Genomic DNA, 20724 nt, shown 5'->3' on the forward strand with positions numbered 1-20724 from the left:
GAGGTGGGCCGCTGGGTGGTCATCCCGTCGCCTGAACGAGGCCTATCACTTTGAGCCGGGCCCGCAAGCTTGCGCTGCCACCTCACGTTGCGCTGTCGGTTGCGGGCCCGGCTCAAAGTGATTTGACGGCCTCAGGCGACGGGATGACCACCCTGCTCCTTCCTTGGGGCAAGCCCCCGCGGGGCGGGGACCGCCGTGAGGAGCGTGAACAGCACTGCCGCCAGCTGGGCCAGGAGGAGCAAGTTCCGCTCCGTTCCCGGGTACTCCACCGTCACCTCTGCCGATGTCGGGGGCACCGATACCGCTACCTGGTGGCCCCACGCCGGGACGATCGGGACCGGCTTGCCGGCCACCGTCGCCTTCCAGCCCGGCTCCTGCTCTGCCGCCAGCACCAGGAGCCGGCCGGTCGGGCCGTCGGACACCCTCACGCGCACGTCCGGCAGATCCGCCCGGACCGGTGCCACGCCCGGCGAATTCCCGGGCGCGCCGCCGCCCGTGACCGCCGCTTTGGCCAGCTCCGGCGAGATCAAGATCACCTGGCCGGCCGGGGGCACCAGCCGGAGGACGCCGCGGCCGTCGGATGTCGGCGCCGCCACCGACAGCAGGTCCTTCGCCAGCGGGAGGTACGCCTTCGGGTCGACTCCCGGGGGGAGCACCACGAACTGGACGCCCGCCGCCGCGGCCGCCGCGAGCGCGCCCTGGACCGCCGCCGCGTCGCCGCGGCCGAGGCTGACGCGCCACGACGTCAGGCGGGCCGGGGTGCCGGGTGTCGGGGCCAGCTCGTCGTCGCCGTAGTGCGGGAGGCGGCCGCCGAGCTGGCGGGTCGCGTCCGGGGCCAGGTCGAGCACCGACCGGCCGGACGCCGCCAGCTCGGCCGTCACCTCCGGAGCCAGCGAAGGCCGCGAACCGGCCCGCAGCGGGCCCTGCGACCCGACGACCACCGCGCCCGCCGCCAGGGCCAGGAACACCGCCACCCCGGCCACCGCCATGACCTTCGGCAGCCACGCGGCCGGCACCCCGGCCGTGCCGCCGCGCTGCCACGACCCGAGCACCACCCACAGCAGCCCGGCGCCGACGATCAGCAGCGGCACGCCCGCGTAACCGTGCGACGGCGTGCCGCCCTGCAGCGGGGGCGCCGTCACCAGCCGCACCAGCACCAGGCCGGCCGCGCCCAGCGCCGCGAGCGCGACCCCGCCGGCCGCGAGCTTCGTCGGCCGGACGACCACGGCCACCAGCGCCGCGGCGATCACCGCGACGCCGAGCGGCCAGGCGCCCGGCCCGCCCGGGTCGAGCCCGGCGAGATCCGTGCCGGAAACGGGCGCAGCGGCCCCGCCGAGCCCCTGCACGAGCAGTTCCGGGTGCTTCAGCAGCACGGTCGGCCACGGCAGCAGCAGCGCCAGCGGCAGCAGCACCACGATCCCGACCGACGCGATCCGGCGGGCCAGCCCGGTCGGCGCGGGCAGCACGACGAACCCGATCAGCAGCCCGGCGAGCGCGAGCCCGTGCGCCAGCGGCGAAAACGCGCCGAGCAGCGCCACCCCGAACGCCGAGAGCGCCGACACGTGCAGCCAGCGCGTGTCCGCGTGCACGAGCAGCCCGGCGATGCCCGCGGCCACCAGCGGCAGCACGAGGTGCACCACGACGACGTCGAGCCGGCCCTGCGCCACGCCGGCGGTCGCGGCAGGCAGGAGCGCGTAGGTCGCCGCGACGACCGCGCGGACCCAGCGGCGCACGCGAAGCCGCCTCGTCGCCGCGTACGCGCTCAGTGCCGCGAGCGGGATGTCGCCGATGAGGAGGATCGCCACCAGCGCGGCCGGGCCGCCGATCGGCGCGAACACCGCGCCGAGCGTGCCGAGCACCGGCAGGGTGGCCGACGCGGGCGCGCCGGTGCCGCCCGCGATCGCGTGCCACGGCGTCAGGTACGTCGTCCAGAGCTCCCCCAGCCCGCCGACCGGGAGCAGCTTGCCGCCGAAGAGGTCGAGGCCGAGCCGGGCGCGGTTGACGACCAGGCCGAGCGCGGTGAGCACGACGAGCAGGACCACGGGCGGCGCGAAGATCGTCGCCGCCAGCACCCGGCGGCGGTTCACCTCCACGAAGACGAGTTCGGATTCCGGCTCTTCGGCTTCGGAGGCGTCTGCGGCGGTGTCTTCGGCGTCTTCGGTGTCTTCGGCGCGGGGCGCCGGGGTTTCCGGCAACGCGACGGCGACGAGCGTGCCCGGACGACGCAGCCCGGACCCGCGCGAGCTGACTCCGCGCAGCGCGCCCGCGGGCAGCGCGTCGGGGCCGACCGGACGGTGGTCGCGGGCGTCGAGCGCTTCCGGCGTCACCCACGCCGACTCTGTCTCGACGGTCTCGGGCACCCGGCCGAGGGCGACGTCGTTCTCGACGCCGCGGCGCACCAAGCCGACGACTCCGGCGCGGACGGCGTTGCGCAGCCGGGTCCAGCGGCCGGTGAAGAGCCCGCGGACCGTGCCCGGCCGCGGATTCCGCCGCCGGTGGGCACGCGCGGCGCGCAATCCGCCGCGTCCACTGAGGAGGTACGCGGCGGCGGCCAGCTCGGACCGTGCTTCCCCGGTGCGGCGCAGCAGGACGAAGGCCAGCGCGCGCAGCACCGCGAGCAGCGGAAGCCGGATCATGCCGAGCCAGAAGGAAAACGGCGAGCAGTTCACCAGGAACACGCGCAGCCCGTGGGCGCGGTTCGCGGCGGCCACGGGGCCGGGGAGCGCGTCCGCCGTCCGCCGTCCGGTGGTGACGGCCCGGGCGTGCCGCACGCGGGCGAGCGGCACGGACAGGACCACGCCGCCGGCCGCGTTCGCGCGCCAGCCGAAGTCGAGATCTTCGCGCAGCAACGGGAAATCCGGGTCGAAGCCGCCGAGGGAGTCCCAGGCGTCGCGGCGCACGAGCGAGCCGGCGCTGGGCACGGCGAGCACTTCCAGGGGGTCCTCGCCGGTGGTGGCGACCTGCTGGCGGTGCCCGGCGGCGTCGGTGGACAGGCCGGCTTCGACGATCAGCCGCGGATCGGTCCAGTCGAGGCCGAGCGCGCCGAGCACGGTGGCCGACGGTTCCTTCGTGGCGGTGTGGAGCAGCTGCTCGAGGCAGTCGGGTTCGGGCGCGCAGTCGTCGTGCAGCAGCCACAGCCAGGAACCGGGGTCGCCCCAGCGTTCGGTGGCGTGCCCGACGGCTTCGGCGACCGCGGCCGCGAAGCCGGTCTCACTCGAGAGCGTGACGACCCCGGAGAGCACGGGAGAAGAATCCGGCCCGGGATCCGCGGCAGCCTCGGCGAGCAGCCGCGGGGTCGCGTCGGTGGAGCCGGTGTCCACGGCGAGCACGTGCCGGGGCCGGACGCTGCTGCGGCGCAACGCGGAAAGCGCCAGCGGCAGCCAGTTTTCGCCGTTGTGACAGACCACAATGGCCAGAACGGGCGCGGTGCGCGAGACGGGGGGCAACGAACGCTCCAGATGAGGCGGGCAGTCGGTGCGGCCACCCTACGGCCCCGGCCCGTCACCCGATGGTGAGCCCACGCCGAGACTTCACCCAAGGGAAATCGCCGGTGACGCGAACATCACCGGCGATTCGCCATGAATCTCGCCGCGGAGCCGAGCCCATCCACGCTCGGGCCGGGCAACGCGGGGGTCCGGGGGCTTGCCCCCGGGCGGGGTCTGGGGGTTGCACCCCCAGAAGACACTGAAACGAGCGATCATGGTCCGCGCGTTCCGCGGACACACCTCTCCCTAAATCGCGCGTTTCTTCAGCTTGCGGCGCTCCCGCTCGGACAGACCGCCCCAGATGCCGAAGCGCTCGTCGTGGGCCAATGCGTACTCAAGGCACTCGTCCTTGACCTCGCAGCCCAGGCAGATCCGCTTGGCTTCGCGGGTGGAGCCGCCCTTCTCGGGGAAGAACGCCTCCGGGTCCGTCTGCGCGCACAGGGCGCGTTCCTGCCAATCCTGCTCTTCTTCGGTGGCATCGATGAGCTCGGTGAGATCTCCCAGAGCCTGCTCCGGGATCTCGCCCCAACTCATGACGTGCCCCCATTCCTTCCCATCGGCTTCCAACCGCACGTCCGCCTCCTCGCTCCCTAGCACTCCCCAGGCTGGCGGTGGTGAAACGACACTCGCCGTCCCCTCTCGGCGGCGAATGACATCACTGTGATTACACCCGTGTAGTGCGGTCAGGTCAAGCGGAGTAGCGAGTTCGGGGGACGTTCCGGCCCGATCGCGCAAGGGGACACGCCGGTAACTTCACACCGGGCATACGGAAGACTGGAGCACGTGCAGAAGTCAGCAGTGCGCCCCAGCCCGGTCTTCCTCGGCATCCTCGCGCTCACCGTCGCCGGTGGCGCCATGGCCGCGTTCGGTGACGTCAACACCGTTTTCGTCCGCGACCGCGATCCGCTGCTCATCGCCGGCGTGGTGATCTTCGTCGCCGCCGGCTGGGTGGCGTCGCTGTCGCTGCACGAGTTCGGGCACGCGTTGGTCGCCTACCGCGGCGGCGACTACAGCGTCGCCCACAAGGGTTACCTGACGCTGGACGTGCGGAAGTACACCGATCCCGTCCTGTCGATCATCCTGCCGTTGATCTTCCTCATCATCGGCGGCATCCCGCTGCCGGGCGGCGCGGTGTGGATCAACCGGGGCGCGCTGCGCTCGCGCGGGACGTCTTCGTGGGTTTCGCTGGCCGGGCCGCTGAGCAACCTCGCGGTCGGGGCGGCGCTGGCGCTGGTGGTCGCGGTGGTCCCGATGGCGGGCGGCCTCGCCATCGCGATCTCCTACCTGACCCTCCTGCAGGTCCTGACCTTCCTCTTGAACATCCTCCCCATTCCCGGCCTCGACGGCTGGGGCGCGCTCGAGCCGTACCTGCCGCCGCGGGCCCGCGAACTGGGCGCGCAGGTCCGCCCGTGGGCGCCGATCATCCTGTTCGCGATCCTGTGGTTCTTCGACCCGGCGCGGGACGCCCTCTGGGCCGGCGCGGACTGGATCTACGACACGTTCGGCGGTTCCCGGCGGCTCGCCGTCTTCGGCAACTCGGTCTTCCAGTTCTGGCGCTGAGGCTGGGGATCGGCGCCGCGCGGGAATGATCAGCGCGGTGCCGTGGCGGGTGGCGCGTGCTCGGTGAGCCAGCCGTGCGCGCGCTTCCACACCACGCGCAGGCCCGACCGCTCCCCGAGGTAGTCGCCCGCCGCACCGACGACCGGGAGCATGCCGAGCGCGCGGTGGAACAGGTTGCCGCGGGGGCGCTTCTCCAGTTCCCCGGTGATGCCCAGCAAGCCGCGGCCCAGCCGCCACAGCGTCCGGCCGGCCGCCTTCACCGTGGCCTTGCCGTGCTTCTTCTCCGACGCCCTCAGTTCTTCGGTCAGCTTCGCCGCTTCGTCCGCCTCCGCGGCTTCGTCGTGCTCCGCGTGTTTGCCCGCCGCCAGGTCGGGATCGATGGTGCGCTCGAAGAGCACCCACGCGATGAGCCGCACCCGCGTTCCGACGTCGGTCACCCCGTACTCGCCCGCGATCGCGCACAGCAACAGGCCCTGGGACGCCGCGCCGAGGGCGTCCTGCACCGGGAGCCGGTCGGCCAGCGCGCCGCCCAGCCCGGGGATCGACGTCAGCAGCGCGGTGAAGCGGCCGACGCGGTTCATCCACCAGCTCGACCGGTCGTAGCCCGTCATCCGCGCCCACGCCGCCGTGCCCGGCACCTTCACCGACGTGACGCCGTGGATCAGCTTCGCCTTCAGCCCGGACTCGACCTCGGCCAGGTCCTCGGCCGCCCGCGCCTGCAGGCCGAACGGATCGGACTCGCGCAGCGCGTCCAGCATCGGCCCGCACGCACGCACGAACGGCCGCAGCACGGCCACGACCTGCCGGTCGGAGATCGTCTCACCCACGTCCCGGTCCCCTTCCCGCCGACCGGCGCGGCGCGCCGCCCAGCACCATCGCGCCCGGCAGCGCGCTCGCGCCGAGCAGCAGCAACGCCCGCCAGTCCTGGATCAGCACCAGGTCACCGCCCGGGCCCAGCATGCCGACCCCGAACACGACGAGCACCCACACCGCGAGGGGTACCCAGGAAAGCCCGGGCCGCACCAGCTTCGCCGTGGTCCACACCAGCCACGGCGTGGTGACGGCGCCCACGAGCACCGTCACCGGCAGCGGGACCACGCCGATGCGCAGCGGCAGGAAGAACAGCTCCAGCAGGGCCAGCAGCACCGTGTCGACGGCGAGCAGCGCGAGCAGCAGCCCCTGTTCGAGCGTCAGCCGCTCGTCCACGGTCACAGCCCGCCGAACAGGTCGTCCGCCGCGCCCTCGGCCGGGCCGTGGGCCAGCACGAAGCAGTCCTTCGCGGGGATCGGCTGGGCGATCTCGTTCGTGAGCGCGAAGTACGGGACGTCGCCCTCGACCACGTCCAGCTGCGTCGCGTGCGCACGCAGGGCCGCCAGCTTCGCCGGGACGTACGCGGCGACGTCGAGCACCGTGGTGATCTCCTCGTCGGGCGTCGCGGGCAGCTCGTCGTCCTCCGGCACGCGGTAGCGGGTCTCGCCCGCACGCAGCGCGGCCAGCCCGGCACGCACCGCGCTCTTCGACGTCACCGTGTGGAACATCCGCGCCACCGAACCGGCCCCGGCCGCCGCCGCCATCGTGATTTCGTGGGCGCGGATGTGGTCGGGGTGGCCGTAGCCGCCGAAGGCGTCATAAGTCACGACGACCTGGGGCCGGACCTCGTCGAGGAGCTCCGCCAGCTGCGCGGTCTGCTCCTCGGCGCTGCCCCCGGTGAACGCCCGCGGGTGCGACGCCGACGGCGTACCCGCCATGCCCGAATCGCGCCACCGGCCGATGCCGCCCAGGAAACGGTGCCGCGACACCCCCAGTGCGGCGCACGCGGCCTTCAGCTCGGCGACGCGGTAGCCGCCCAGCTGGTCGGCGGCCCAGGCGCCCAGCCCGGCGAGCTCGGGCAGGCCGGCCATGATCTCGCCTTCCTCACCCAGCGTGCAGGTCACCACGGTCACCTCGGCGCCTTCCGCGGCGTATCGTGCGATCGAGGCGCCGGTGGTGATGCTTTCGTCGTCGGGATGGGCGTGGACGAACAGCAGCCTTCGCGATACCGGGGAGATCACGGGTTGAGCGTAATTCCCGTGCTCCGACCTTCGTCGGGGACACCCTCGGTTATCCTCGCGCGAGTCGCGACCGCCGCGTCGTGACGGTCTGTACCCCCACGAAGGGCATCTGGTGAGCACTGAAGCAACTTCGGCGGACGTCGCCGGCGTGTCAGGATCGGTCCTGTCCATTTCCGACCTCAGCGTGTCGTTCCAGACCGAGGACGGCGTCGTGAACGCCGTCAAGGGCATCGGGTTCGACGTGCAGCCCGGCGAGATCGTGGCCGTGGTCGGGGAGTCCGGGTCCGGCAAGTCCGTCACGTCGATGTCGGTGCTGGGCCTGCTGCCCAAGACCAGCCGGATCGCCGGTGAACTGCGCCTCGGCGAGCGCAACCTGGCGGATCTCAAAGAGAAGGACATGCAGAAGATCCGCGGCAACCAGGTCGCGATGATCTTCCAGGAGCCGATGACGGCGCTGAACCCGGTCTACACGGTCGGCTGGCAGCTGCGCGAGGCCCTGCGGTCCCACCTCGACATCGCCAAGGACGCCGCCGACAAGCGGGCGGTCGAGCTGCTCGACATGGTCGGCATCCCGAACCCCGAGCTGCGGTTCAAGCAGTACCCGCACCAGCTTTCGGGCGGCCTGCGCCAGCGCGTCGTCATCGCCATGGCGATCGCGTGCGACCCGAAGGTCATCATCGCCGACGAGCCGACCACGGCGCTCGACGTCACGGTCCAGGCGGAGATCCTCGGCCTGCTGCGCAAGCTGCGCGACACGCTGGACACGGCGATCGTGCTGATCACCCACGACATGGGCGTCGTCGCCGACATGGCCGACCGCGTCATCGTGATGTACCAGGGCGAGATCGTCGAAGAGGCGCCGGTGCGCGAGCTGTTCGCGTCGCCGAAGGAGGACTACACCCGGCGGCTGCTCGCCGCGGTGCCGGTGCTCGGCCAGCGCCCCGAGGGCCGTCGTCTCCTGGAGGACTCCGGGATCGCCGGCGACAGCACCGAGGCGGCCAGGATCGCCGAGGAGATCCGGCTGGCCGACAAGGAGCTCGAGGCCGTCATCGAGGAGGCCGCACCGGCCCTCGAGATCAAGAACCTCGTGCTCGAGTACCCGGGCCGCCGCGGCCAGGCCAAGAACCGCGCGGTCGACGACGTCTCGCTGACCATCGCCAAGGGCGAGATCGTCGGCCTGGTCGGCGAGTCCGGCTCGGGCAAGTCGACGGTCGGCCGCTGCGCCGTCGGCCTGCTGCGCGCGACCCAGGGCACGATCGCGATCGCGGGCAAGGACATCACGACGATGTCGGCGAAGGAGATCCGGCCGCTTCGCCGGTTCTTCTCGATCGTGTTCCAGGACCCGGCGTCGACGCTGGACCCGAAGATGACGATCGGCGAGTCGATCGCCGAGCCGATGGTGCTGCACAAGGTGCTGGCCGGCAAGGAGCTGTCGGCGCGGGTCCGGTCGCTGCTCGACAAGGTCGAGCTGGGCGGGCACTACATGAACCGCTACCCGCACGAGCTGTCCGGCGGCCAGCGCCAGCGCGTGGCGATCGCCCGCGCGCTGTCGCTCGACCCGGCGCTGCTGATCGCGGACGAGCCGACGTCGGCGCTGGACGTGTCGGTGCAGGCCCGCGTGCTGGACCTGTTCCTCGACCTGCAGCAGTCGCTGCAGTTCGCCTGCCTGTTCATCAGCCACGACCTGGCGGTGGTCGACCTGCTGGCCGACCGCGTCGCGGTGATGCAGCACGGCAAGCTGGTCGAGGTCGGCACCCGTGACCAGGTGCTGCACTCGCCCCAGCAGGAGTACACGAAGCGCCTGCTGTCGGCGGCCCCGGTCGCGGACCCGGTGCTGCAGGCCGAGCGCCGCGCGGCCTGGGAGGCCGGCCGGCTGGCCCCGGTTGCCGACTGACGGACTGACCGGCGAAGGGCCCGCACCCGGGTGGGGTGCGGGCCCTTCGACGTGTCTGGAGGGGTCTTACGTGTGCTCAGGTGGGCATCACGCGTGTCTGGAGGGGCATCACGCGTGATCGGAGGGGCATCTCAGCCGACGCGGATGCGGGGGTCGAGGATGCCGTACAGGAGGTCTGCGACCAGGTTGGCGATGACCACGCTGGCCGCGATCACGACCAGCCAGCCCATCAGGACCTGGGGGTCGTTCTTGTTGACCGCCTCCACCAGCAGCGTGCCCATGCCGTGCCAGTTGAAGACCGTCTCGGTGATGATCGCGCCCGTCACCGTGGCGCCGAAGTTGACCGAGAACAGCGTCATCACCGGGATCAGCGCGTTGCGGAACGCGTGGCGCCAGATCACGCGGCTGTTCGAGACGCCCTTGGCGCGCGCTGTGCGCACGTAGTCGGCCCCGAGGACCTCCAGCATCGACGCCCGCTGGAACCGGCTGTACGCGGCGAACGTGATCGCCATGATCGACAGCGTGGGCAGCAGGAACGCGCCGACGTACTTCGCGAGCGCGTCGCCGACTCCGGTGGCCGAGAGGCTCTCCGGGCTCGTCGTCCGCAGCCACGGGTCGCCGAGGACGTCGGACAGGCCCAGGTCCCGGACCCAGATGTTGGCGCGGATCGCGTAGCCCTTGAGGACGATCGCCACGCAGAAGATGGGCATCGAGAACATCAGGAACGCCAGCGTCGTGGCCAGGTAGTCCCAGATCGAGTACTGCTTGACGGCGGCGAGGACACCCACCAGGACGCCGAAGACCAGGGCCAGCACCGACGCCGTCAGCACCAGTTCCAGCGTCACCTTGAACGCGGCCATCACCTTCGGCTGCACCGGGGCGAACGCGTTGCCCTGGGCGATCGAGATGCCCCAGTCGCCGGTCAGGAAGTGCCCCAGCCAGGTGAAGTAGCGGGCGACGACGCTCTGGTCCAGGCCGAGCTTCTGCTCGGTCTCGGCGATCGCCGCCGCGCTGATCCCCGGCTTGCTGCGGATTTCGCCGAGCGGGTCGCCGGTGTTGGCCACCATGACGAAACACAGGAACGTGCCCACCAGCAGGACCGGGACGGAGATGGCCAGCCGGCGCAGCACGTACAGCACGAGATTCATCCGAAACCCCCAGGTCCGGCGATCACCCTGCGCGGAAACGGACGCGGGGGCGACCGGAACCGGTCACCCCCGCGTCGTGCGTTCAGGCCTTCATTCTCCGCTGGCGCGGGTCGAAGGCGTCGCGAAGACCGTCACCGATGAAGTTGATCGTCAGTGAAATCAGCACGAGCACGATGAACGGCCCGAAGAACAGCGCCGGCCGGGTCTGCAGCTGGGCGTAGTTCTCCAGGATGACGCGGCCGAGCGAGGTGTCCGGCAGCTGGACACCGAGGCCGATGAACGACAGCGCGGCTTCCGCCAGCACGGCCTGCGCGACCGCGAGGGTCGCGTTGACCGTGATGCTGCCGACCATGTTCGGCACCAGGTGCTTGAAGATGATCCGGAACGTTCCGGCGCCCGACGCGCGAGCCGCGTCGACGAACTCGCGCTGGGACAGCGACATCGCCTCGGCGCGGGTGATCCGGGCGATCTGCATCCAGCCGAACGCCGCCAGCACCAGCGCGACGATGTACCAGGAACCGCCGCCGAACACCTTGGCGAGGATGGCCGCCGCGGCGATCTGCGGGATGATCAGGAACAGGTCCGTCACCCGGGAGATGGCCGAGTCGGAGAACCCGCGCAGGTAGCCGGCGACCGCGCCGAACACGACGCCGATCACGGTGGCCAGGATCGACACCGTGAGCGCGATGAGCAGCGAGTACTGCGTGCCGCGCAGCACCTGCGACACCATGTCCTTGCCGACCTGCGTCGTCCCGAGCGGGAACTCCGCGCTGGGCTTGGCGAACGACGGGAACGAGCTGTCCTGGTAGCTGTGCTTCCAGAAGATCGGCAGCAGGATGCTGATCAGCACGATCAGGATCAGCACGGCCGACGACGCCATCGCCAGCTTGTGGTGCAGGAACTTCCGCAGGACCAGCTTGCCCTGGCTCCGCGGTTCCGGCAGCGCGTCCGGCGGCAGCGTGCCTTCGGCCGCGGCGGTCTCGGTCGCGAGAAGAGAGTTCAAGTCAGCCAACGCGAATCCTCGGGTCCAGGATGCCGTACATCAGGTCGGCGATCAGGTTGGCGACGATGACACTGCTGGCGATCACCACGAGCCAACCCATCATCACCTGAGTGTCGTTCTTCGTGACGGCTTCCACCAGCAATGTGCCCATACCGTGCCAGTTGAACACCGTCTCGGTGATGATGGCGCCGGCGAGGACCGAGCCGAAGTTGACCGAGAACAGCGTCGACACGGGGATCAGCGCGTTGCGGAACGCGTGCCGGAAGATGACCCGGCCGTTGGCCAGGCCCTTGGCGCGCGCGGTGCGCACGTAGTCCGAGCCCATCACCTCGAGCATCGAGGCGCGCTGGAACCGGCTGTACGCGGCGAAGCTGATCGCCATGATCGACAGGGTCGGCAGCAGGTACGCGCCGATGGTGCTGGTGATGAAGTCGCCGACGCCGTCGGTCTTCAGCTGCTCCGGGCTGGTCGTGCGCAGCCACGGGTTGCCGAGGACGTCGGAGAGGCCGAGGTCGCGGACCCAGCCGTTGATCTCGATCGCGTAGCGCTTCAGCACGATCGCGACGCAGAAGATCGGCATCGAAAAGAGCAGGAAGGCGAGGGTGGTCGCGAGGTAGTCGATGATCGAGTACTGCTTCACCGCGGCGAGCACGCCGACGATGATGCCGATGATCAGCGCGAGGATCTCGGCGCCAACGACCAGCTTGAGGGTGACGCCGAAGGCGGCCATCACCTTGGGGGCGACCGGCGCGAGGGCGTTGCCCTGCGCGATGGAGATGCCCCAGTTCCCGCTCAGGAAGTCACCCAGCCACGTGAAGTAGCGGGGCACGATGCCCTGGTCGAGACCGAGCTTGGCGGCCGTGGCGGCCAGCGCTTCCTTGCTGATGGTCGGGTTCTGCCGCAGCTCGCCGAGCGGGTCACCGGTGCCGGCGACCATCACGAAACACAAGAAAGTCCCGACCAGGAGGACGGGGATCGATATCGCCAGACGGCGAAGGATGTAGATCACCAGGTTCAACGAACTGCTCCTCATCCGGGCCTGGTCGTCAGAAGTGCGCTGGACCGCTACCCGGTTGTCTACCGTAGTGGCGGTAACCCTACGGTCAACAGCTACTTCCGGTGGGTACCGGGGCCCGGCTTGTGGCCGGACCCCGGTACCTCCCAGGTCATCTGGAGCGAGGGGAAAGAAGAGGCGGGACGAGCCCTACTTCTTCTGCTCCCACTCGCCGACGTTCCACAGAACACCGTCGTACGACTGCATGTAGACGCGGTCGATGCCCTTGAACGCCCACATGCTCGGCGTCTGGAACAGCGGCAGGGTCGCGTAGTCGTCGGCGATGGCCTTGTCGGCCTCCTGGTACTTCTGCAGCTTGACCTGCTCGTCGGTCGCCTTCACCGCAGCGTTGTAGGCGTCGTCGATCTTCGGGTCGCAGAGGTTCTGGTAGTTCTGCTCGCCGCCCTTGTCCGGGCAGATGTAGATCGAGCGGGACTCCGCCTTGAACGGCTGGGCCGACCAGCCGAACAGCGCGACGTCGTAGTCACCGGTCGAGACGCGGCCACCCTTGAGGAAGTTGGCGTCGGTCTCGTCCTTGACCTCGATGCCGGCCGCCTTGGCCTGCGAGATGATGATCTCGACGGTCTGGCTGCGGCGCGCGTTCTGGTTGTGCGTGATCTTGAACTCGGCCCGCTGGGTGCCCTTGGCGAAGATGCCGTCGGCGCCCTTCTTCCAGCCGGCGTCGGTCAGCGTCTTGGCCGCCGCCTCGGCGCCCAGGCCCGCCTTGCTGCTGTACAGGTCGGTGTAGCCCTCTTCACCCTGGAAGAACACGACGCTGTTCAGCGGCTCCGCGTCCGCCTGGACCTCCTTGAGCAGCTTGTCCGTGATCTCCTTGCGGTTGATCGACTCGAGGAACGCCTTGCGGAGGTCCTTGTCGGCGAACATGCGCTTGAAGTTCAGGTCGAGGTGCTCGTAGGTCAGCTGCGGGGCCGAACCGTAGACGACGCCCTGGGCCGCGAGGCCCTTCATCGTCTGGGCCGCGGTGGCGTCCGGCTGGGTCGACGCGGCAACGTCGATCTCACCGTTCTGCAGCGCGGTCGCCATGGCCTTGGTGTCTTCCATCGCCTTGACGACGATCTTCGACGGGCCACCCTTGCCGCCCGCCCACAGCGGGTTCTTCTCGAGGGTGACGGCCTTCTGGTTGGCGTCGAACGCGGTGATCTTGTACGGGCCGGAAGCGGGCATGATGTCCGCCTTGAAGCCCTTCCACTCGTTCGTCCAGAAGTCACCGGCGGCCTTGATCTGGGCCGGGTCGCCGGTCGGGGCCAGCTTGGTGATGTCCGAGATGCCGGTCTTGGCCTCGAGGATGTGCGCCGGCATGATCGCCGGCGAGTTGAACAGGCCCTTGTAGTCGAGGTAGGGCTCGCTGTAGTCGGTGACGAAGGTCAGCGGGTCCTTGCAGGTGGCCTGCTTGATCAGGTCGTAACCGGTGTTCGACGCCGAGTTGAACGGGTTCTTGCCGTCCGGGCCCTTGGCCAGGCCGCTCTGCGACAGCCACGCCAGGTACATGTCCTTGCAGTCGTAGGGCTGACCGTCCGACCACTTGATGTTCGGCTTGATCTTGTAGGTGACCTGCTGCGGGTCCTTCTGCGTGATGTCCCACGACTCGAAGACGTCGCTGTTCAGCAGCACCTTGTTGTTGCCGTCGAGCTTCAACGTGCCGGAGAGCACCGCGGTCAACACGTAGTTGTTGTACGAGCTGTTGGTGTCCGGGGTCTGGTTGTTGTACCCCGAGTACCCGTCGTCGATACCGATCGTGACCGTGCCGTCGTACCCCGGGGTGTCCGCGAGCTTGAACAGGTCGCCGGTCTCGGCCTTGCCGACAGCCATCGCCTTGACGTCGGTCGACGATCCGTTCTGATCGGTGTTGCCCGAACCCGAATCACCACCGCTGCAAGCGCTCAGCAACAGCGAGGCGCCGGCGACGAGCGACAAAGCGGAGACTGCTTTGGATCTCCTCATGAAGTGTGCCCTCCTAGCACTGAGCCCTTGAATATCGGGACAAGGGCCCACACCGCTCCGGTTTGGTTGGGCCGGAGCCTACGACACGCCAAGCGACACTCAACTGGCGCACTGCGGGAGCACGCTAGAAAGGAAAAGCACCGACAGTCACCAGTTCAGGGTCGATCGTGACCAAAGGGTGACTTCCAGTCGACATCCAGAAATACGGCGGTTACCTCATGGATTCACAACGTCCCACTCGAAGGCGTTGGTAAAGATCACCCGGTAGTACTGAATGCGTAGCCAACCGATTACTTCGGGCCGCGAGTCCAGTTCACCGCCGACCCGAACGGGCCCACCATGGGGGGACCGGGGGTGACGCCCGAGATGCCCGATCCGATCGCCAGGGTGTCAGCCATTTGGAACAACGGAATCACCACGTTCTGGCGCCAAAGTTCAGGCTCAAGAGTGGTGAGCGCCTCGGTGAGCGGGGTCGATCCGGACAGGGCCGCGTCGATCGACGGCTGCAGCGCCGGGTCGCAGAAGCCGGCCGCGTTGCCCGGGACGACGGGCTTGGTCTTGTCCGCGCCCGCGGCCGTCTGCTCCGGGCGGCAGCCGAACGTCGACGCGAGGACCGACGCGGTGTCGCCGCCGACCGCCTGCGGGACGACGGCGATGTCGACCCCGACGTTGCCCGCCGAGTCGCCGGTCGGCTGCTGGACCCCGTTCACGACCGGCATCGCCAGCAGGCCGCCGAACAGGTCGCGCGGCTGCGGCGTGATCGGGCTCACCTCGATGCCCTGCGCCGCGAGCTGGCTGGTGAGCTCCTTGGCGATCGTCGCGTACGGCTCCTGGGCGGCCGGGGAGGCGATGACCAGCGAGAGCGCCCGGCCGTTCTTGCGCCAGGTGCCCGCGGTCTTCGTGTAGCCGGCCGCCTGCAGCGACTGCTCGGCCTTGGCGATGTCGGGTGCGGTGGGCGGACCGGGCGGGATGGTCGCCGTGTACCCCTTCACCGACGGCGCGGTCACCTGCGCGTCGGCGTGCAGCGTCGACGACGGGCCGCCGTTGACGCCTTCGGTGATCAGCTTGGTGCGGTCGATCAAGGCGGCGATCCCCGCACGGACCTGGGCGTCCTGCAGCGTCGCGCTGACCGGGCGCAGCAGCACGTCGGCCACCACCGGGCGGGCCACCGTGTGCAGCTTGACGGCCGGGCCGAGCTCGCCGAGCAGCTTGAGCTCGTCGCCGCTCGTGCGCGCCAGCGCGAACTGGTCGTTGCCGCTGCGCAGCGCGGCCAGCAGCGTGTTCTGGTCCGAGCGGCGGAGCACGATCCGGTCGATCGCCGCGGGCTTCTCCCAGTAGCGCTCGTTGCGCTCGAGGATCACCTCGCCGCGGGCGGTGTCCAGGCTCTTGATCGAGAACGGGCCGGCGACGGCCGGGAAGTTCGACGCGAGCGCTCCCCGCCAGCCGTCGGGCGCGTCCTTGAGCAGGTGGGCGGGCAGCAGGTCGGAGAACAGCGTCTGCCAGCCCGGGTACGGCTTGGCGAAGGTGACCTCGACGCGCTTGCCGCCCTCACGGGACTGCAGGTCGGTGATCTGCCGGTAGCCGGCGGGCTCGAGCACGCCGGGCTGGTCGCGCATCTGGGTGCGCAGGTAGTCGAAGTCCTCGGCGGCGATGGGCGCGCCGTCGGACCAGGACGCGTCCGGCCGGATGTCGTAGGCCACCACGAACGGCTGCTGCGAGATCACCTCGGCGGACTTCATCAGGTTCTTGTCGAGCTGGGTGGTGCCGTCGTCCTTCTGGCGGAACACCGAGGGCAGCAGCAGCTGCGAGAGCGCGGAGGTGACCTGGGACGAGTCCGCGAGGTTGTGCGGGTTGTACCCGCCGAGCACGTCGTCGACGCCCACGACGATCTGCGACGGCGTCTTGCCGGTGGTGGACACGGGCGCGACCGACGACGACACGACCGGGGGTGGCGGGGTGTTGGAGCAGGCGGTGAGCAGCACGGCCGCGAGTGCCAGTACCGGCACCGCCTTGCGATTCACCCGCACGCCCCGTTCCTCCCAGTTTCTCCCCGATCGGTCAGTCATGCTCCCACGACCGCCTTCGCCGCCGGAACCGAGATTCCCACACCCGGATCGGGCGGCTGCGCCGCCCCAAGGTGGGCCCTACGGGGAAGGACGCGCGGAACACCGTCCGGGTTCCCGGACCGTTCCGGAACGGCGGAACGAACACGGGCCGGACACGAGAAAGGTTCACACCGGTGGCGGGCGCCAGGCGATGAAGCCGTCGCGGCCCCTATAAAGATATAAGGAGAAGAACGGCGCAATTCCTGACGCTGGGTTCGCCACCGGCCGACTCAGCGTAAGGGGACCGGGCACGAAAAAACCTCCCGGCGACCCGCGCCGGGAGGTTTTCGCGAAGCGGAGGATCAGCCGTTGTCGCGGCTCTTGGCGCGCGAACGCTCCTTCGCGCGGGTATTGACGTCCAGGGTGACCTTGCGGACCCGGACGACCTCGGGCGCGACCTCGACGCACTCGTCGACCGAGCAGAACTCCAGCGCCTCTTCCAGGCCCATCTTGCGCGGGCGGGCCAGCGTCTCCATCACGTCGGCGGAGGACTGACGCATGTTGGTCAGCTTCTTCTCCTTGGTGATGTTGATGTCGAGGTCCTCGAAGCGCGGGTTCTCGCCCACGACCATGCCCTCGTAGACGTCGGCGCCCGGCTCCACAAAGAACGTGCCGCGGTCGGCCAGCTGGATCATCGCGTACGCGGTGACCGGGCCCGAGCGGTCGGCGACCAGGGAGCCGCTGTGCCGGGTGCGGATCTCCCCCGCCCACGGGAAGTAGCCCTCGAACACGTGGTTCGCGATGCCGGTGCCGCGGGTCTCGGTGAGGAAGTCGGTGCGGAAGCTGATCAGGCCGCGCGACGGGAGCACGTACTCGAGCTTGATCCGGCCGGTGCCGTTGCCGCTCATGTCCTCCATGCGGCCCTTGCGGGCGGCCAGGAGCTGGGTGATCGCGCCGAGGTGTTCCTCCGGCGAGTCGATGTAGAGGCGCTCGAACGGCTCGTGGAGCTTGCCGTCGATCGTGCGCAGCACCACCTGCGGCTTGCCGACGGTCAGCTCGAAGCCCTCGCGGCGCATCTGCTCGACGAGGATGGCCAGCGCCAGCTCGCCGCGGCCCTGGACCTCCCAGGTGTCGGGGCGCTCGGTCGGCAGGACGCGGATCGAGACGTTACCGATGAGCTCCTGGTCGAGGCGGGCCTTGACCAGCCGCGCGGTGACCTTGTCGCCGCCGTTGCGCCCGGCCAGCGGCGAGGTGTTGACGCCGATGGTCATCGAGATGGCGGGCTCGTCGACGGTGATCCGCGGCAGCGCCACCGGGTTGTCCGGGTCGGCGAGCGTGTCGCCGATGGTGATGTCCGGGATGCCGGCGATGGCGACGAGCTCGCCCGCGCTGGCCTCGGTCGCCGGGACGCGGGTGAGCGCCTCGGTGACCAGCAGCTCGGAGATGCGGACGTTCTGCGTCGTGCCGTCCGCGCGCATCCAGGCCACGGTCTGGCCCTTGCGCAGCTTGCCGGCGTGGATGCGGATCAGCGCGATGCGGCCGAGGAAGTTGGACGCGTCGAGGTTGGTGACCAGCGCCTGCAGCGGCGCGTCGAGGTCGGCCGCGGGCGGCGGCACGTGCCGGAGCAGCGTGTCGAACAGCGGGTCGAGGTTCTCGCTCTCGGGGATCTCGCCGTCGGGGGGCTGCTCCAGGCTGGCCTTGCCGGCGCGCGCGGAGGCGTAGACGACCGGGAGGTCGAGGATGGCGTCGTGGTCGGCGTCCTCGATGTCGCTGGCCAGCTCGAGCAGCAGGTCGTGGGTCTCCTCGACGACCTCGGCGATCCGGGCGTCCGGCCGGTCGGTCTTGTTGACCAGCAGGATCACCGGCAGGCCGGCCTCGAGGGTCTTGCGCAGCACGAACCGGGTCTGCGGGAGCGGGCCCTCGGACGCGTCGACCAGCAGGACGACGCCGTCGACCATGGCCAGGCCGCGCTCGACCTCGCCGCCGAAGTCGGCGTGGCCGGGGGTGTCGATGACGTTGATCGTCACCTGGCCCTCGGGCGTCTGGCGGTGGATCGAGGTGTTCTTCGCGAGGATCGTGATGCCCTTTTCGCGCTCCAGCTCCCCCGAGTCCATCACGCGGTCGACGACCTCGGCGCGCTCGGCGAAGGCGCCGGACTGGCGGAGCATCGCGTCCACCAGGGTGGTCTTGCCGTGGTCGACGTGGGCGACGATCGCGACGTTGCGCAGGTCGGGCCGGGTCTTACCGGTCGGCCGGCCGGTTTCGACGGTAGCGCTGGCTGCGGGCACGCGAGAACTCCTGAACTTCAAGGGTTGGATGGCCGCGCACACCGTTCAGGCATCCCGTGACCGGCTCTGGTCACACGCGGACCTCACCCAGGATACCTGGCACCCCGTTGTGAGCGGCCCCACGCCCCCCTGGCGATTAGGCTGACCTAACGTGGAAACCCGGTGAACGTCGCCGATCCGGAAGGTGCGTGCGCGTGGGCAAGAAGCCGAAGGACCCGCGGAAGGTCGTGCGCAAGCTGATGAAGGCCGGCAAGGTCAAGAAGAAGTGCTGCCGGTCGAAGCCGCGCTGCAAGAAGTGCCCGGTATTGGCTCTGAAGAAGGCGAAGCTGGACCTGGCCGCCTAGTGGCTCAGTGCTCGACGGCCTCGTTCATCTGCCGCAGTTCGGGTGCGGTCTTCGTCGGCGAGAACTCGACGACCTCGTACTTCGCGAGGTGCTTCACGCAGAACGGGTCGGACGCCAGGATGGCGTCGAGCTTCCCCCGGGCCATCGGCCGCGTGATGATCACGCCGCCGGTGCGCGGCTTCCGCGCCCCGGACGCGAGGAAGTGGCCGTGTTCGTACTGCTTCTGCAGCCACTCCACGTGGTCCGGCAGCGCGTAGTCGACTTCCTCGATCGGGGCCGTGTAGTTCAGCAGGACGACATACATGGTTATGACGGTAGCGCCGCTCGCGGGCTTCCGCGTCGCAGCGATGCGAAGTGGTGACGGATCCGGCTATAGTCGGCGCCATGCACGCGCAGACCTCCAGCTGGTGGCCGCCCTCGGCGGCCGTTCCAGTCCTGCGCTGATCACCAGCGGCCGCCCCGGACGGGCGGCCTTTTTCGTGCCTTCTCCGGGGTGGTCCCACCACGAAGGGAAGACACGATGAGCAAGCTGTCCGGTATCACCCCCTCCGGCCACGTCCACCTCGGCAACTACCTCGGGGCGGTCCGCCGCTGGGCCCTCGAGGGCGGTGCGGACGACCTGTACTTCGTCGCCGACCTGCACGGCATGACGACACCGCACAACCCGGCGAAGCTCCGATCTCTGGCCCGTGAGCAGCTGGCGGTGCTGATCGCCGCCGGCATCGATCCCGAGCACGTGTTCGTCCAGTCCGACCTGGCCCGCGAGCTGGGTGCGCTGACCTGGGTCCTGGAGTGCACCTGCAACTACGGCGAAGCGGCGCGGATGATCCAGTTCAAGGAGAAATCGAAAGGCCAGGCCGGGGTGCGGCTGTCGCTGCTGACGTACCCGGCGCTGATGGCCGCGGACATCCTGCTGCAGGGCGCCGACGAGGTGCCGGTCGGCGAGGACCAGCGGCAGCACGTCGAGCTGACGCGGACGCTGGCCAAGCGCTTCAACAGCACGTACGGAGACGTTTTCACCATCCCGCGCGCGGTGCTGCCGCCGGCCGGCGCGCGGGTGAAGGACCTGGCCGACCCGACGCGCAAGATGTCGAAGTCGGCACGGGACGAGGTGGGCGTCGTGTTCGTGCTCGACGAGCCCGACCAGATCCGCCGCAAGATCCGCCGCGCGGTCACCGACGGCGGCTCGGTGCCGGTCCACGCCCCGGAGACCCGGCCGGGCATGGCGAACCTGCTGGAAATCCTGGCCGCCTGCCGGGGTGGCTCGCCCGCGGACCTGGCCTCGGAGTTCACCTCGTACGGAGCGGTGAAGGACGCCGTCGCCGACGCGGTGATCGAGGAGCTGCGGCCGTTGCGCGCGCGGGCGTCGGCGCTGCTCGACGACGTCGCCGAGCTGGACCGCGTGCGGAAGGCGGGTGCCGAGCGCGCCCGCGAGCGCGGCTCCCACCGGCTCGACGCGGCGCTGCGGATGATCGGGGCTAACTGAGCAGCGCGCGGAAGGCCGGCAGCAGGATCCGGTCCGCGGGCAGCCAGTCGACGTCGTCGAGGTCGTCGGGCCCGAGCCAGCGCACGGCTCGGTGCTCGACGGCCCGCGGCTCTTCCCCCGGCGAAACGAGCGTCGCGGCGTAGATGCGGAGCACCTTCCCGCCGGGCAGCGCGATGTCCTCCCCGACCCGGCCGCCGACCTCGACGACGACGTCGAGCTCCTCGCTGCACTCGCGGGCCAGCGCGAAGGCCTCGGACTCCCCGTCTTCGACCCGGCCACCGGGCAGTTCCCACTGCCCCGCGTGCTTCGGCGGCCAGGCCCGCTGCTGGGCCAGCAGCTTGCCGTCCCGCACCAGGGCGGCTCCCACGATCACAGCGTTCACAGTCCCGGAACTTACCCGGAAG

Annotated in this window: 17 protein-coding genes; 4 read left to right on the forward strand and 13 right to left on the reverse strand. The window is 70.2% G+C overall.

Annotated features, from left to right (window positions below; genetic code table 11):
- Positions 1 to 131: 131 nt before the first annotated feature.
- Positions 132 to 3446, reverse strand: a complete 3315-nt coding sequence (locus tag IE317_RS30645; protein ID WP_373309154.1) for a glycosyltransferase family 2 protein — start codon at positions 3444 to 3446, stop codon at positions 132 to 134.
- 285 nt (positions 3447 to 3731) lie between these two features.
- Complete coding sequence (locus IE317_RS30650; RefSeq protein WP_167379630.1) at positions 3732 to 4019, reverse strand: WhiB family transcriptional regulator; 288 nt, start codon at positions 4017 to 4019, stop codon at positions 3732 to 3734.
- A 264-nt stretch (positions 4020 to 4283) separates the two neighbouring features.
- Between IE317_RS30650 and IE317_RS30655 the strand changes: the two genes are divergently transcribed.
- Positions 4284 to 5045: a site-2 protease family protein gene (locus IE317_RS30655; RefSeq protein ID WP_191314909.1), complete on the forward strand. Its 762-nt coding sequence runs from the start codon at positions 4284 to 4286 to the stop codon at positions 5043 to 5045.
- A gap of 29 nt (positions 5046 to 5074) precedes the next feature.
- Here the strand turns inward: IE317_RS30655 and IE317_RS30660 are convergent, their stop codons facing one another.
- The 3 genes from IE317_RS30660 to mshB are packed head-to-tail and all read right to left on the reverse strand — an operon-like array spanning position 5075 to position 7096.
- Positions 5075 to 5872, reverse strand: a complete 798-nt coding sequence (locus tag IE317_RS30660) for a hypothetical protein (protein WP_191314835.1) — start codon at positions 5870 to 5872, stop codon at positions 5075 to 5077.
- Positions 5865 to 6257 (reverse strand): hypothetical protein, encoded by a 393-nt coding sequence (locus IE317_RS30665; protein WP_191314836.1) that lies wholly within the window; start codon positions 6255 to 6257, stop codon positions 5865 to 5867. The genes IE317_RS30660 and IE317_RS30665 overlap by 8 nt, the downstream gene beginning before the upstream one ends.
- Positions 6254 to 7096 carry an N-acetyl-1-D-myo-inositol-2-amino-2-deoxy-alpha-D-glucopyranoside deacetylase gene (gene mshB / locus IE317_RS30670; protein WP_191314837.1) on the reverse strand — a complete coding sequence of 281 codons (843 nt, stop codon included), beginning with the start codon at positions 7094 to 7096 and terminating at the stop codon, positions 6254 to 6256. The genes IE317_RS30665 and mshB overlap by 4 nt, the downstream gene beginning before the upstream one ends.
- 112 nt (positions 7097 to 7208) lie before the next feature.
- Here mshB and IE317_RS30675 point away from each other — a divergent pair, with 112 nt between their 5' ends.
- Positions 7209 to 8990 (forward strand): ABC transporter ATP-binding protein, encoded by a 1782-nt coding sequence (locus IE317_RS30675; protein WP_191314838.1) that lies wholly within the window; start codon positions 7209 to 7211, stop codon positions 8988 to 8990.
- Positions 8991 to 9121: 131 nt separating this feature from the next.
- Here the strand turns inward: IE317_RS30675 and IE317_RS30680 are convergent, their stop codons facing one another.
- From IE317_RS30680 to typA, 6 genes are all read right to left on the reverse strand, one after another.
- Positions 9122 to 10138: an ABC transporter permease gene (locus IE317_RS30680; RefSeq protein ID WP_191314839.1), complete on the reverse strand. Its 1017-nt coding sequence runs from the start codon at positions 10136 to 10138 to the stop codon at positions 9122 to 9124.
- Positions 10139 to 10220: 82 nt separating this feature from the next.
- Positions 10221 to 11150: an ABC transporter permease gene (locus IE317_RS30685; protein WP_191314840.1), complete on the reverse strand. Its 930-nt coding sequence runs from the start codon at positions 11148 to 11150 to the stop codon at positions 10221 to 10223.
- The gene (locus IE317_RS30690) at positions 11143 to 12159 is read right to left on the reverse strand and encodes an ABC transporter permease (RefSeq protein WP_191314841.1); all 1017 of its coding nucleotides are present in this window, start codon (positions 12157 to 12159) and stop codon (positions 11143 to 11145) included. The genes IE317_RS30685 and IE317_RS30690 overlap by 8 nt, the downstream gene beginning before the upstream one ends.
- A gap of 186 nt (positions 12160 to 12345) precedes the next feature.
- Positions 12346 to 14157, reverse strand: coding sequence for an ABC transporter family substrate-binding protein (locus IE317_RS30695; protein WP_191314842.1), 1812 nt, complete (start codon positions 14155 to 14157; stop codon positions 12346 to 12348).
- Positions 14158 to 14447: 290 nt separating this feature from the next.
- Positions 14448 to 16184 (reverse strand): ABC transporter family substrate-binding protein, encoded by a 1737-nt coding sequence (locus tag IE317_RS30700; protein ID WP_191314843.1) that lies wholly within the window; start codon positions 16182 to 16184, stop codon positions 14448 to 14450.
- A gap of 380 nt (positions 16185 to 16564) precedes the next feature.
- Entirely contained in the window at positions 16565 to 18490 is a 1926-nt protein-coding gene (gene typA, locus IE317_RS30705) for a translational GTPase TypA (RefSeq protein ID WP_191314844.1), read from the reverse strand.
- Positions 18491 to 18684: 194 nt separating this feature from the next.
- Here typA and IE317_RS30710 point away from each other — a divergent pair, with 194 nt between their 5' ends.
- Positions 18685 to 18834, forward strand: coding sequence for a hypothetical protein (locus IE317_RS30710; protein WP_167455137.1), 150 nt, complete (start codon positions 18685 to 18687; stop codon positions 18832 to 18834).
- Positions 18835 to 18838: 4 nt separating this feature from the next.
- On the opposite strand, the gene IE317_RS30715 is transcribed toward IE317_RS30710, so the two are convergent.
- Positions 18839 to 19138: a YciI family protein gene (locus tag IE317_RS30715; protein WP_191314845.1), complete on the reverse strand. Its 300-nt coding sequence runs from the start codon at positions 19136 to 19138 to the stop codon at positions 18839 to 18841.
- Between the two features lie 216 nt (positions 19139 to 19354).
- On the opposite strand from IE317_RS30715, the gene trpS reads away from it, so the two are divergent.
- Positions 19355 to 20320 carry a tryptophan--tRNA ligase gene (gene trpS / locus IE317_RS30720; RefSeq protein WP_191314846.1) on the forward strand — a complete coding sequence of 322 codons (966 nt, stop codon included), beginning with the start codon at positions 19355 to 19357 and terminating at the stop codon, positions 20318 to 20320.
- Here trpS and IE317_RS30725 read toward each other — a convergent pair.
- Positions 20313 to 20702 carry an NUDIX domain-containing protein gene (locus IE317_RS30725; RefSeq protein WP_191314847.1) on the reverse strand — a complete coding sequence of 130 codons (390 nt, stop codon included), beginning with the start codon at positions 20700 to 20702 and terminating at the stop codon, positions 20313 to 20315. The two genes, trpS and IE317_RS30725, sit on opposite strands and share 8 nt — an antisense overlap.
- Positions 20703 to 20724 lie beyond the last annotated feature (22 nt).

It is taken from the genome of Amycolatopsis bullii (assembly GCF_014654205.1).
Classification (GTDB): domain Bacteria; phylum Actinomycetota; class Actinomycetes; order Mycobacteriales; family Pseudonocardiaceae; genus Amycolatopsis; species Amycolatopsis plumensis.